Consider the following 12,011-nt stretch of genomic DNA (forward strand, 5'->3'; position numbering starts at 1 on the left):
TCATTCCGGGCGAAGGAACGAGGACGACATGACACAGGTAACCGACCCCCGTGGCGCCGTGTGGTCCGTGCGCCGGCGCCGGTGGTATCGCTTGTCCGCTTGGATGTTCACCGACTCCGGGGGCGTCAGCCCCGCGACATTGGTCACCAGCGTGGTGGTCATCGGGTTGTGGTGGCCCTTCTGGTTTGTGGCGCATTGGCTCGGTTTGCCGTGGCGGATCGTGATCAAGCGCGACGGCCACACGGTGGGCGAAGAGCGCGTGCGCGGCTGGGGTCGGTCGCGTCGGCGCATCCGGGAGATCCTGGCGGCGGCGACCGCGGGAACGCCGCGGCCGCAAGGCCTTAGCGAACCGGCCTAACCGAGCAGGCCCAGCAGGCCACCGGTGAGCACCGGGGGCACGGTCAGTTGGCCCCCGCCGAGGCTCGCGGGCAGGGTCAGCACGCCACCGGTGAGAATCGAGGGGATGCCGACGTCCCCACCGCCGGCGACCGGCGGCAAGGTCAGCACGCCGCCGGTGAGAATCGAGGGGATGCCGACGTTTCCGCCGCCGGCGATGGGCGGCAACGTCAACAAGCCGCCGGTGAGGAGCGACGGCACGCTCAGCTGCCCACCGCCCAGCATCGGAGGCAGCGTCACCGCGCCGCCGTTGACGATCGCGCTCACGACACTGGTGATCGGCGGCACGGTATAGATGCCACCGCCGAGGCTCGAGGGCAGACTCAGCAGGCCACCGGTGAGGATCGAGGGCAGGCTCAGGATTCCGCCGCCGAGCGATGCGGGCAGGTTCAGCACACCGCCGGTCAGGATCGACGGCACGTCCAGCTCCCCGCCGCCCAGGAAGGAAGGCAGGGCCACCACGCCGCCGTTGATGATGGGGCTTATGGCGCTGACAACGGCGGGACCGACGCTGGACAGCGGCGGCACGGTCAATTGCGCGCCACCGAGTACCGGTGGCAGAGTCAGCGCACCGCCCGCGATGAGCGACGGCACGCTCAGCACGCCACCGCCCAGGATCGGCGGCAGGCTCACCACACCACCGTCCAGCGACAGGCTTGCGCTGCCGCCCAGGATCGACGACAGGCTCAGGTCGGCGGCGGCGGCACTGTGGATCGACTGCCCGAGCACTCCCTGGACGGGCGCGTTGATGGCGCCCATCGCGGCGGCCGCGGCGTTGGCCACCTCAGTGCTGAGGTAGGCGTCCGCGCCCGCCTTGATCAAACCGACGAACTCCCCGTGGAACGCGCTGGCTTGGGCGTTGAGGGTTTGGAAATCCTGACCGAAATCGTTGAACATCGCTGCGACCAAGGCCGAGACCTCGTCCTGTGCCGCCGCGGCCACCGCGGTCGTGGGCGCCGCGGCCGATGCGGCGGACCCGGCCAACAACGAGCGAATGCCTGCCAGATCGCGAGCCGCCGCCGCCACCTCGTCTGGTGCGGTCACCAGATATGACACATGCGCCTCCAGTTCGATCGGATGCGATGGTCGCCCGACGACCTAAGTGACATGACTCTAATGGGAAAGGCACAAAATAGCCACGAAAATTCGCCTTTTCAGCAATTGGCAACCCGAATGGAATGTCTTTGTCGAGTCATAGGGCCTTTAGCGCCAATTCACGAAGTCCATCGCGCCTCATTGGGCGGTCCAACCGCCGTCGATCGAATAGCTTGCGCCGGTGATGGTGGCGGCCGCGTCGCCGGCCAGGAAGACCGCGAGGGCGCCAATGTCTTCGGGAGTCGTGTAGCGGGACATCGGCTGCTTTTCGGCAACAAATTCTTGCTTGGCCTCGTCAAAGGGCTTGCCCGTCGCGGCGGCGCGCGCCTCGACCTGCTTGGCCACCAGAGGTGTCATCACCCATCCGGGGCTGATCGCGTTGCACGTGACGCCGTGGTCGGCGGTTTCGATTGCGACCACCTTCGTCAGTCCGATTATCCCGTGCTTGGCCGCGACATACGCCGCCTTCCCCGCGCTGGCAACAAGGCCGTGCGCCGAGGCGATATTGATTATTCGACCCCAGCCACGGCCTTTCATCCCCGGCAGTGCACACCGACAAGTGTGAAAAGCGGCCGACAAATTCGTGGCAATCACGGCGTCCCACTTCTCGACCGGGAAGTCCTCCACCTCCGCCACGAACTGGATGCCCGCATTGTTGACGAGGACATCGATTGCTCCGAAGGTCTTTTCTGCGCCGCCGATCATGCCGGCGATCTCGTCCGGCTTGGTCACGTCCGCGCCCGAATAGGCCGCCGCCACCCCGAAATCCTGCTCGATGCCGCGTCGTTGCTCCTCCACGGCCTCCGGTTCGCCGAAGCCGTTGAGGGTCACGTTCGCGCCCTCCGCGGCGAAGGCGCGGGCGATGCCCAGACCGATACCCGACGTCGACCCTGTTACGAGAACAGACTTGCCGCGGATCATCAGCTGTCGGCGCGTCGGTGCTCGGCGGGCGGCGCGGACTCGGTGGCGACCAGCTCGGTCAGACCGCTGATGTTGAGAATCGGCATCAGGAGGGGGTGGGCGACGAGGCGGATGTCGTCGGCGCGGGCGAACAGGGCGTTGATGGCGGCGCTGTCCAGGTACTCCACGGCGCTGAGGTCGACGGTGAGAGGTTCGCCGCTGCCGCCGGCTTCATTGCTGGCGGTGCTGAGGGCCTGGTTGAAGGCGTCGATGTTGCTCAGGTCGATTTCCCCCGCGGCGATCAGCACGAGATTCCCGTCGTTGCGGCGCGCGGTGTCGAGGGTGAGGGGCGTGGTCATCCGGTGATCCTCGCGGATAGGTGAACTGTGGTGCCCGCGGCGCCGGGCCTGATGGTGACGTCCTGCATGAGCCCTCGCATGAGCGTGATACCCCGGCCGCGATTGGCTTCGGCGGCCGGTTGCGGAGGCTTCCACGAGCCGGTGTCGGTGATGGTCAACTGCACCTGGTCTACCAGTGCGGTCGCGCCCAGGACAATCGTGCCCTCCGGGGTGTGGCGGTGACCGTGTTCGATGGCGTTGGCGACGGCTTCCCCGGCCGCGACGAGCACGTCCACGGTCTGGTCCGGGTCCACCCTGGCCTGGGTCAGCCAGGTGCGCAATGCGGTGCGGGCGGGGGCAAGCTGGCTGACGTCCGCGGGGAACTTCAGCTCCAGCGGGGCGGGATGGCGGTAGAGGAGAAGGACCACGTCGTCCTGATATCCGCCGCTCGGCGCGAGGCCCGACATGATCTGGTTCGCCAAGTCATCGAGCGTGGAGGTGCGGCCCTCCTGGAGCAGGGTGGCGGCGCGGGAGATGCCGTGGTGCAGGGCGCTGCGGCGACGTTCGACCAGGCCGTCGGTATAGAGCAACAGGGTCGCTCGCGCCGGGATCGTCACCCGGGCTTCCGGGCGGGGCCAGTTGGATCGCACCCCCAGGGCGATGGTGTGGCCGCCGTCGAGCGTCCGGGCGGTGCCGTCGGCGTGGACCAGGATGGGCGGCGGGTGACCCGCGCTGGAGTACACCAGCTCGCCGGTTGCGCGGTCGAGCACCGCGCAGACGGCGGTGGTGCATTGCGCGCCGGGCAGCCGCGCGGCGAAGCGGTCCATCCCGGCGAGGGCGGCGGCCGGGCTGGGGTTGTCGAACAGCAGCGCCCGGCAGGCGCTGCGCATCTGCCCCATCACGGTGGCGGCGGCGAGGCCGTGGCCGACGCAGTCGCCGACGATCAACGCGATGCGGCCGTCGTCCAGATCGACGATGTCGAACCAGTCACCGCCCACCTGCAGGGGCGCGCTTGCGGCCTGGTAGCGCACCGCGAACCCATGCGGCAGGTCGGCGGGACCGAGGATCGCGTGCTGCAACGCCAGGGCGGTCTCGCGCTGTTGATCCACCTGGTGCACGCGCTGCAGGCCCTGGCCCAGCCGACCCGCCAGCACGGTGAGCAAGGTCTGGTCCTCGAGGGTGAACGGGCGCTGCTCGGCCAGATCCATCCAGACGACGAGCACGCCTTCGGGATGCTGCAGGGCGATGCCGGCCGTCCCGGGCGTGGTCGCGTTGGGGGTGAGTAGATCGCCGTCGCGCAATGCGGCGAGCATCTGTCGCGTAGCCGTGGGCAGGTCGGCCCACTGGGTGGCCTCGCCGACGGACACCACTTGTGGTGCGCTGTAGGCGGTTTCAGCGGAGCTACCGTGGGCCGGGAAGGTAACGGCCAGAACGCGGCGCGCCCGCCACAGCCGTCGCAGTTCCTCGGCGACGGCTTGCAGTGCGTCGTCGACGGTGTCGGCTTGGGCGAGTTCCTGGTTGAGCGCGTGTTCGCGGCCCGCGGCCAGCGCCAAGGCAATCGAGGCGTGGCGGGCGAAATCACTGACCAGTTCGAGGTAATCGTTGCCGAACGGCGGCTGTTGCGGGTGGCGCGCGACCGCGATCACACCGAGCACCCTTTCGTCGGCAATCAGCGGCATGACGATCGCCGACCGTTCACCTACGTCGGTGAACCCCTCGATCGGATACTGGAAGGACTCGGTGATCAGCGGCAGACCCCGGCGGGCAACCCCGCCCGTGGTGGAGCCCTTCATCGGTACCTGCCGGCCGATCACCTCCGAGGAGTAGCGGCCCGCCGTCGCGGCCACTACCAGCGTGTCGACTTCATCGGCGGGCAGATCCGGTTCCCGGGGAACCAGCAGGATCGCCTGCTCGGCGTCGGACAGCTCCAGCGCCCGGTTCACGATCAGCTGCAACGGTCCCGTCTGCGGGGCCCCGGACAGCAGCGCGGTGGTGATCTCGCGGCTGGCCTTCGTCCATTTCGCCGATTCGCGTTCCCGCTCGAACAGCCGCGCGTTGTCGATGGCAGCAGCCGCCGCGGTGGCCATCGCCCGCACGGCGCCCTCCTGAATGTCGGAGAACACCCGGCCCGGCCGGTCGTCGGCCAGGTAGAGGCTGCCGAAGTCAGCCGCGCGCACGGTGATCGGTATTCCGAGGAGCGCCCGCAGCGGCGGATCGTGCGCGCGCAGCCCGCCGGCCTGCGCGTCAGCACTCACATCATCGACGCGCAGACCCGCACCGACCGGCAGGTCGCCGAGCCGCCGCGCCGTTTCATCGTCCATTCCCGCGTAGACGAAAGAGACCAGGGACCCGTCGGGCGCGCGTATGCCCAGCGCCCCGTACGGCGCACCGGTCAACTCCATGGCGGCGTCGACGATTCGGTGCAGCGTCACATCCAGGTCCAGATCGGAACCGATCTCGACGATGACCCGCACGAGTTGCTCCATCTGGTCTCGCGCCGCGACCAGATCGTCGAGCTGTGCATGCACGCGGCTCACCAGCCCGCGCCGGCCCTGCCAGGTGAACGCGGATTCGTCCCGTTCGTCGTCCCCCATACGTACAAACTTAGTTGTTGAATCCAACCCGTATTGGATTTGGGGTATCAGGGCGATGCGCTATCGGCTCAACGGCGGGTTTCTCGGATAAGGGGCGTGGTCCGTCTCGCCGACGCCGGGCAGCGCCGTGCTGATCACCCGCCGGGGAACGAAATGGACGCGCCGGCCGGTCTCGCCGGCGTCGCCCGGAGCGCTCCAGCGAACGCTCGCGCTGCCGGACAGCTGCACCGCGATCCCGGCGCGGAAGTCGAGGAACAGCAGGGCCGCGGTGGGATCCGCGGACAGGTTGCCGAGGCTGTTGAACATGTTGTTGCCGGGGTAGTCGGGCCACCACAGCTCTCCGGGTTCGACGCGAACGAACCCGGGCGGGCCACCGCGATGCGAAGCGTCATTGCCCGAGGCGACGTGGGAGGTGCCCAAGAAGAACGTGTCGGCGTTCTCGATGAGGCGGATATCGCTGGGCCGCAACGCATTTCCCTCATACAGGCGCACCCGGCCGGCGCCCGGGGTTCCCTCGAGTTGGATGCGGCGCTGCTGAATGTATTGCGGGCAGTTGCCGTAGGCCTGGTCGATGTCGACGGTGAGCCCGCCTTCGGTGGAGACGAGCCGGCCGTTGATCCGGGCACGCCGGCGGGTCAGGAAGTTCATCGCGATGAGGCCCACCGGCTGCCCGCTGGGCAGGCCGTGCAGCGGGTCCGCGGACGGCGGCGACGTGCGGATCTGCAGCGTGGTCGGCGACGCGGCGCGCAGGAATCCGGGTGGCCCCAGCAGCGGTGAGGTCCACAGCCGCCCGGTCGCGTCGCGCGCCGCGATCGCCGCGAACGGCGCCTCGGACAGGAATGCGGCCATGCCGGCGCGCAGTACGCCGCCGGCCATCATCGGCGCGAGCCGGGCCGCGTCCGCTTCGACGCCTGCTTGTCGTTGCGTGGCCAACTCGCCGCTGTGAAAGCCCGGCCGGCTCTGGACGGCCATGTTCTCAACTCCCCTGGGGCACTTCGGCGAACCCCGGCTCTCCCGCGTCCACGACGGAGTTGAACCGATACCGGGTTCGGAGACGCTCGTTGATCTCGCGGATCGCGCCCTCAGGAAGCGCCGTGACGTCGAAGTTTTCGCGGATGCGCGTGGGCGTCACCGATGCCGTCAGAACGGCGCTCCCGCGCTGGATGCCCCACGCCAACAGCACTTGTGCGGGAGTTTTGCCCACCCTGGCAGCGATCGAGACGATCAGGGGGTCGTCGAGCAGCCGCGGTTCGAGCGCGTGCCCCAGCGACGCGAATGCCAGCAGGATGATCCCGTGCGTCGCGCACAATCCGTGCAGCTCCCACTGCGGGTGGTACGGGTGCGACTCGACCTCGACGACCGCCGGCTTGATCCGGGCGTTATCGATTACGTCGCGGACGCCGGCGGCGTCGATGTCAGACAGGCCGATCGCCCCGGTAAGTCCTTCGTCGACAAGGCTTTCCATCGCCGCCCAGGTCTCATCGAGCGTTACGCCGTCGTCGTAGACGACGGCTCCGTGGGCGTCGCGCGGATCCTGATCATCCCCCGGCCGGAACGCGAACGGGGTGTGCACCAGGTACAGGTCGACCGCCTCGAGGCCGAGCCTGTCCAGGCTGGCCTGCAGGGCCGGCTTGACCCGTTCGGGCCGATGGTTGTTGTTCCACAGCTTGGTGGTGACGAACAGTTCTTCGCGGCGCACGGTGCCATCGGCGAACAATTCTTTCAGCGCCGCACCGACTTGCGCTTCGTTGCGGTACCGCTCGGCGGCGTCGAGGTGACGGAATCCCACCTGCACCGCGGCCCTGACGGCGTCACGCGTCTTGGTGTTGTCGGACAGCGAGGTCCCGAATCCGAGCGCCGGAATCTCGCCCCTGCCGTTGTTCAAGGCGAATCTGCGCTGCCCCAGATCGTGATTCGTTGCCATTTCGGCCTCCATCAGGGTTGTCAACTATGGTAGGTGACCAGTCGTCTATTTAACGGCGAGTGCGGGCCGCCCATTCCCTTGCTGACGGAGCTAATGCAACAGCGCCGGGACGGTGATCGCTTCGAACCGGTCGTACGGGGTGCGGCTGCGCGTGACTTTCCCGCGCAGGGCCGCGCCTTCCCAGGCTTCGATCAGCCGCGCGGCCAGCTCCCCCGCGTCGAGGTCCCCTCGGATGCCCCCGGGGCCGCGCTGACCGGAACGCACGCAGGCGGTGAGGGCGGCGTCCCAGCGGTCGAGGATGCGGACGAGCTCAGTGCGCACCGGCTCGCTGGACCCGCCGAGCTCGAGCGACAGGTTGCCGACCAGGCAGCCGAGCAGGAATTCGCCGGCCTCGTGTTCGTCGGCGAGCGCATGGAAGAAGCGCGTGATGCGGTCCTGAGCCGACCCGTCCGCATCCAGGATGGGCAGGAGCCGGGACTCGATATCGGCCCAGTAGTCTTCGAGGATCGCCGCGGCGAAGGCCTCTTTGCTGTCGAAATAGGCGTAAAACGACCCCTTCGGCACGCCGGCCGCGTCGGTGATGTCCTTGACGCCGCTGGCCGTGAAACCCCGCGCGTGTACGAGTTCGCGCCCCGCCTCCAGCAGGCGGCGGCGCACCTCCGGGTTCGGCGGGCGTGGCATGACGCTAATATTAGCCGACCGGTCGGCTATCTTACTGTCGAAGTGAGGGTGTCGTTACGAGGCTTTGACGTACCGGCGGACCAGCTCGTCCTCGCCGAACGTGCTCGTGCGCTGCAGGCCGTTGTCGTCGCGGGTGAAAAAGGTCCACTGCCGCGGGGTGGTCTGGGGCCCGCCGATCAGCTTGACGGTCAGGCGCAATTTGGTGGGTTGCAACGTGCCGATGACGTCACCGACCCGGACCTGCGACGGATGGATCTGGGGTGCGTCGCACCAATTCTCTATGGGCATCTCATCCATCCTGTTGTTGTTGCCGCAACCCTACGTGGGATTTGCGCTCCCCGCTGGTCAGCCGACGGATCCGCCCGGCCGCGGGTGGCGTAGCGTCAACCGCGAGCCGTTTCGTTGTCAGCTGTGGTCCACCGCCATCCCGGGCAATGCGATTTCTCCGCTCGGCCCGCACCCGCGGGGCGGACGATGCAGAACGTGAAGGACCAGCCCGTGGATCGCACAGCGTCAACCGTAGTAATGCTCCTCGCACCGATTCGCTGAGCGATGACGTATCCGCGCGAAGGCCGGCGCCGCATCGATCCCGTCCGGGTGTCCGTCGCTCGCCACTTGGGCGGCGCCATCGACGGCGCCTGGTGGCCGCGCGCCGACCGGATCACCAATGAACTGCCCAGCCTCGTTGCGGCCCTGACTCCGTTGCTCGGAGGCATCGAATCCATCAACGTCAACTGGCCGCCGTTGCAACGGCCGCCCGACTTCAACTGGGCGGGATGGGAACACAAACGCCAGCACGTGATGACGTTCAGCGGCGGGCAGTCACACGTCAACCTTTTGGTCATCCCGTATGCCACCTACACCGCGCTGGCCGTGATGGTGCTGCGCCGCGCGGCCGACCTGCCGATCGATGACTGCGACCAAGGCAAACCCGCTTTCCTGACCGCCGGCTTGATCGTGCAGGCGGCCCGGCAACAACTCGCCGCGGCAGTCACTGAATAACTTGAGGCGCCTGCGAATTCGCAGTGCGACACTACTTCCATGGCAGCGAGCGGTGACACGGTGCGATCGGCGGTGCCGGAGGACGCCGTCGGCTGCCTCGCGATTTACTGCCCTTACGTTGAGACCACGGCGATCACCTTCGAAATCGAAGCGCCGCCCGCCGCCGAGATGGCCGCGCGCATCGCCGCTGCCCGAGCCACCCACGACTGGCTCGTGCTCGAGGATGGCGATCACATCATCGGCTACGCCTACGCGCACGCATTCAATCCCCGCGCCGCGTACCAATGGTCGGCCGAAACCAGTGTCTACGTCGACGACGGACATCACCGCTCTGGCGCCGGCCGCAGGCTCTACACCCAGCTACTGCGCCGGCTCACCGAGCGCGGTTATCGCCGCGCCTTCGCCGGCATCACGCAACCCAACGAAGCCAGCAATGCATTTCACCGCTCCTTCGGCTTTCGGGAGGCGGGGCTGTACCGCCGCGTCGGATGGAAACACAACGCATGGCACGACGTCGCCTGGATGCAACTCGACCTGCCGACCGCCGCCGAGCCGGACCGCCCGCCGAGTCCGCTCAACTCATCGAGCCCGTAACACCTTGCGCGTCAACCAGATAGGTTCCGTGGCCCTCGACGACCAGGCCATCGCTGAATCGGAGCACTTCGCTGACCAGACCACCGTCCTGGTTGCGGTAGGCGATGACGATGGTGTCGATGCCCTCGTAGACGCCCTCGACGGCGAACCGCAGGTTCGCGACGCGCCGCAATGCCCGGGTCCAGTAGTCGCGGAGTGCGGATTTACCGCAAATCACTCCGGCTGTTTCCGTCAGCAACGTGGCGGCCACGGGTGACGTGAACACAACGTTCTCGGCGAAATGCCGGAGGACCGAGTCCACGTCGTGGGCGTTCCACGCATCCACCCACTGCTGGCTGAAGGCAACCGGGTCTGGCTTCACGGTCAAGCACTGTAGTCGCGGCTATAGGCTGGTGCTTTGTACGCCTGCGCTCTCGAGGGGTAACGACATGCCTGCACCATCAGCCTCGGTCTTCGACCGTTTGCGCCAGCTGGCAGCGATCAAGGACACCACCGCACGTGAGACCAAGACGATCGATGAGGTCTTCACCGGCACACCGCTGACCACAATCCCGATCGGCACGGCGGCCGACGTCGAAGCGGCATTCGCCGAGGCCCGCGCGGCGCAGGTCGAGTGGGCGAACCGACCCGTCGGCGAGCGCGTCGATGTCATCCGCCGCTACCGCGACCTGGTCGTCGAGAACCGCGAGTTCCTCATGGACCTGCTGCAGGCCGAGGCCGGCAAGGCCCGCTGGGCCGCCCAGGAGGAGATCGTCGACCTGATGGCGAACGCGAACTACTACGTGCGCGTCGCCGCCGACCTGCTGAAGCCGCGCACGGTGCAGGCGCTGTTTCCGGGCATCGGCAAGACCATCGTCGCCTACCAGCCCAAGGGCGTGGTCGGGGTGATCTCGCCGTGGAACTACCCCATGACGCTGACCGCCTCCGACTCGGTGCCGGCGCTGCTGGCCGGCAACGCCGTGGTGCTCAAGCCGGACAGCCAGACGCCGTACTGCGCGCTGGCCTGCGCCGAGCTGCTGTACGAGGCCGGCCTGCCACGGGCGCTCTACGCGGTCGTCCCCGGTCCGGGCTCGGTCGTCGGCACCGCGATCATCGACAACTGCGACTACCTGATGTTCACCGGCTCGACCGCCACCGGCCGCCAGCTCGCCGAGCATTGCGGCCGTCGGCTGATCGGTTTCTCGGCCGAGCTCGGCGGCAAGAACGCGATGATCGTCACGCGGGGGGCCAACCTCGACAAGACAGCCAAGGCGGCCACCCGCGCATGCTTCTCCAACGCGGGCCAGCTGTGCATCTCCATCGAGCGGATCTACGTCGAGAAGGACATCGCCGACGAGTTCACCAGCAAGTTCGGCACCGCGGTCCGGAACATGAAGCTCGGCACCGCCTATGACTTCTCCGTCGACATGGGCAGCTTGATCTCCGCGGGTCAGCTGGACACGGTGACCGACCACGTTGATGACGCGAAAGCCAAGGGCGCCAAGGTGATTGCGGGCGGCAAAGCCCGACCCGACATAGGGCCGCTGTTCTACGAGCCGACGGTGCTGACGGATGTCACGCCGGAGATGGAGTGCGCGGCGAACGAAACGTTCGGGCCGCTCGTCTCGATCTACCCCGTTGCCGATGTCGACGAAGCGGTCGAGAAGGCCAACGACACCGAGTACGGGCTGAACGCGAGCGTTTTCGCGGGCTCCGCCACCGAGGGTGAGCAAATCGCCGCCCGGTTACGGTCGGGGACGGTGAACGTCAACGAGGGTTACGCGTTCGCGTGGGGCAGCCTCAGCGCGCCGATGGGCGGGATGGGCCAGTCCGGCGTCGGCCGCCGGCACGGGCCCGAGGGCCTGCTGAAGTACACCGAATCGCAGACGATCGCGGCGGCGCGGGTGTTCAATCTCGATCCGCCGCTTGGTGTTCCGTCGACCCTGTGGCAAAAGTCGCTAGTGCCTATGGTGCGCGCGGTGATGCGGCTGCCCGGCCGCAAGTGACATTGCCATGATCTACTACCTGGCGTAGTATTCGGGGCGATCCCACCGTGCACAAGGAGGTGCAACGTGAGGTGGAGTTTCGCCCAGATCGGGCTCCTGATCATCTGTGTTGTGCACGTCATTCAGGCGGTGATCGGCTTCATCCTGGAGCCCAGCTTCGCGACCGGGCCTGGTGCCCCGACCGTCCAACTGTTCGGGATGGACTACAACGGCTGGCACGCGGGCGCCGGGCTTGCCCTGTTCGGCCCTGGGTTGGTGTTCGCGACGCGCAAGTCGTGGGCGGTGTTGTATCTCTTGCTCGCCGCGATAGCCGGTGCGCTGCCGGGCATTTGGGCGTTCTTCTCACATCAGGTGGCGTTCGTCTTCACGTTCCCCAACAACACGACCGACGCGGTGGTGCACCTGGTGACCGCCGGCGTGATGCTGGCGGTGGCCGCCATCCAGATCCGCATGGACGGTGGGCTGCGCAACTCGCTCGGCGATCTCCGGAAGGCGCGGTAGC

The 12,011-nt window shown here is 67.7% G+C and carries 14 protein-coding genes; 5 read left to right on the top strand and 9 right to left on the bottom strand.

The annotated features are described in order from the left end of the window. The first annotated feature begins 28 nt into the window (after positions 1–28). On the top strand, positions 29–358 hold the full coding sequence (locus A5705_RS16115; RefSeq protein WP_068278560.1) for a hypothetical protein: 330 nt from the start codon (positions 29–31) through the stop codon (positions 356–358). Here the strand turns inward: A5705_RS16115 and A5705_RS29020 are convergent. The 8 genes from A5705_RS29020 to A5705_RS16155 form a co-directional block, all read right to left on the bottom strand. Beyond that, the gene (locus tag A5705_RS29020; protein WP_304528558.1) at positions 355–1,440 is read right to left on the bottom strand and encodes a PE family protein; all 1,086 of its coding nucleotides are present in this window, start codon (positions 1,438–1,440) and stop codon (positions 355–357) included. The two genes, A5705_RS16115 and A5705_RS29020, sit on opposite strands and share 4 nt — an antisense overlap. A gap of 189 nt (positions 1,441–1,629) precedes the next feature. Continuing rightward, a complete protein-coding gene (locus A5705_RS16125) occupies positions 1,630–2,412 on the bottom strand; it encodes a 3-hydroxybutyrate dehydrogenase (RefSeq protein WP_067878823.1) in 783 nt (260 codons plus the stop codon). Beyond that, complete coding sequence (locus A5705_RS16130) at positions 2,412–2,750, bottom strand: STAS domain-containing protein (protein WP_067878813.1); 339 nt, start codon at positions 2,748–2,750, stop codon at positions 2,412–2,414. The genes A5705_RS16125 and A5705_RS16130 overlap by 1 nt, the downstream gene beginning before the upstream one ends. Then, the gene (locus A5705_RS16135; protein ID WP_067878810.1) at positions 2,747–5,323 is read right to left on the bottom strand and encodes a SpoIIE family protein phosphatase; all 2,577 of its coding nucleotides are present in this window, start codon (positions 5,321–5,323) and stop codon (positions 2,747–2,749) included. The genes A5705_RS16130 and A5705_RS16135 overlap by 4 nt, the downstream gene beginning before the upstream one ends. Positions 5,324–5,383: 60 nt before the next feature. Then, positions 5,384–6,295: a pyridoxamine 5'-phosphate oxidase family protein gene (locus A5705_RS16140; RefSeq protein WP_067878807.1), complete on the bottom strand. Its 912-nt coding sequence runs from the start codon at positions 6,293–6,295 to the stop codon at positions 5,384–5,386. A 4-nt stretch (positions 6,296–6,299) separates the two neighbouring features. Then, positions 6,300–7,247: an aldo/keto reductase gene (locus A5705_RS16145; protein ID WP_156763142.1), complete on the bottom strand. Its 948-nt coding sequence runs from the start codon at positions 7,245–7,247 to the stop codon at positions 6,300–6,302. A 90-nt stretch (positions 7,248–7,337) separates the two neighbouring features. Next, complete coding sequence (locus tag A5705_RS16150; RefSeq protein WP_068278566.1) at positions 7,338–7,928, bottom strand: TetR/AcrR family transcriptional regulator; 591 nt, start codon at positions 7,926–7,928, stop codon at positions 7,338–7,340. Positions 7,929–7,982: 54 nt separating this feature from the next. Beyond that, complete coding sequence (locus tag A5705_RS16155) at positions 7,983–8,216, bottom strand: hypothetical protein (RefSeq protein WP_067879198.1); 234 nt, start codon at positions 8,214–8,216, stop codon at positions 7,983–7,985. Positions 8,217–8,480: 264 nt separating this feature from the next. Between A5705_RS16155 and A5705_RS16160 the strand changes: the two genes are divergently transcribed. Further along, positions 8,481–8,930 carry a DUF5994 family protein gene (locus tag A5705_RS16160; protein WP_068278568.1) on the top strand — a complete coding sequence of 150 codons (450 nt, stop codon included), beginning with the start codon at positions 8,481–8,483 and terminating at the stop codon, positions 8,928–8,930. A gap of 72 nt (positions 8,931–9,002) precedes the next feature. Then, complete coding sequence (locus A5705_RS16165) at positions 9,003–9,524, top strand: N-acetyltransferase family protein (RefSeq protein ID WP_369829604.1); 522 nt, start codon at positions 9,003–9,005, stop codon at positions 9,522–9,524. On the opposite strand, the gene A5705_RS16170 is transcribed toward A5705_RS16165, so the two are convergent. Beyond that, positions 9,505–9,885, bottom strand: coding sequence for a nuclear transport factor 2 family protein (locus A5705_RS16170; RefSeq protein WP_067878791.1), 381 nt, complete (start codon positions 9,883–9,885; stop codon positions 9,505–9,507). The genes A5705_RS16165 and A5705_RS16170 overlap by 20 nt on opposite strands. A gap of 67 nt (positions 9,886–9,952) precedes the next feature. Between A5705_RS16170 and A5705_RS16175 the strand changes: the two genes are divergently transcribed. Both A5705_RS16175 and A5705_RS16180 read left to right on the top strand, forming a co-directional pair. Beyond that, a complete protein-coding gene (locus A5705_RS16175) occupies positions 9,953–11,509 on the top strand; it encodes a succinic semialdehyde dehydrogenase (RefSeq protein ID WP_068278572.1) in 1,557 nt (518 codons plus the stop codon). Positions 11,510–11,575: 66 nt separating this feature from the next. Beyond that, positions 11,576–12,010, top strand: coding sequence for a DUF4383 domain-containing protein (locus A5705_RS16180; RefSeq protein ID WP_068278574.1), 435 nt, complete (start codon positions 11,576–11,578; stop codon positions 12,008–12,010). The last annotated feature ends 1 nt before the right edge of the window (position 12,011 follow it).

It is taken from the genome of Mycobacterium sp. E787 (assembly GCF_001668725.1).
Classification (GTDB): Bacteria; Actinomycetota; Actinomycetes; order Mycobacteriales; family Mycobacteriaceae; genus Mycobacterium.

What these genes read in the sequence shown, in the direction of transcription:
- A5705_RS16115 (WP_068278560.1), top strand. Translation starts at nt 29, where the DNA reads ATGACACAGGTAACCGACCCCCGTGGCGCCGTGTGGTCCGTGCGCCGG.
- A5705_RS16125 (WP_067878823.1), bottom strand. Translation starts at nt 2,412, where the DNA reads ATGATCCGCGGCAAGTCTGTTCTCGTAACAGGGTCGACGTCGGGTATC.
- A5705_RS16130 (WP_067878813.1), bottom strand. Translation starts at nt 2,750, where the DNA reads ATGACCACGCCCCTCACCCTCGACACCGCGCGCCGCAACGACGGGAAT.
- A5705_RS16135 (WP_067878810.1), bottom strand. Translation starts at nt 5,323, where the DNA reads ATGGGGGACGACGAACGGGACGAATCCGCGTTCACCTGGCAGGGCCGG.
- A5705_RS16140 (WP_067878807.1), bottom strand. Translation starts at nt 6,295, where the DNA reads ATGGCCGTCCAGAGCCGGCCGGGCTTTCACAGCGGCGAGTTGGCCACG.
- A5705_RS16145 (WP_156763142.1), bottom strand. Translation starts at nt 7,247, where the DNA reads ATGGCAACGAATCACGATCTGGGGCAGCGCAGATTCGCCTTGAACAAC.
- A5705_RS16150 (WP_068278566.1), bottom strand. Translation starts at nt 7,928, where the DNA reads ATGCCACGCCCGCCGAACCCGGAGGTGCGCCGCCGCCTGCTGGAGGCG.
- A5705_RS16155 (WP_067879198.1), bottom strand. Translation starts at nt 8,216, where the DNA reads ATGCCCATAGAGAATTGGTGCGACGCACCCCAGATCCATCCGTCGCAG.
- A5705_RS16160 (WP_068278568.1), top strand. Translation starts at nt 8,481, where the DNA reads ATGACGTATCCGCGCGAAGGCCGGCGCCGCATCGATCCCGTCCGGGTG.
- A5705_RS16175 (WP_068278572.1), top strand. Translation starts at nt 9,953, where the DNA reads ATGCCTGCACCATCAGCCTCGGTCTTCGACCGTTTGCGCCAGCTGGCA.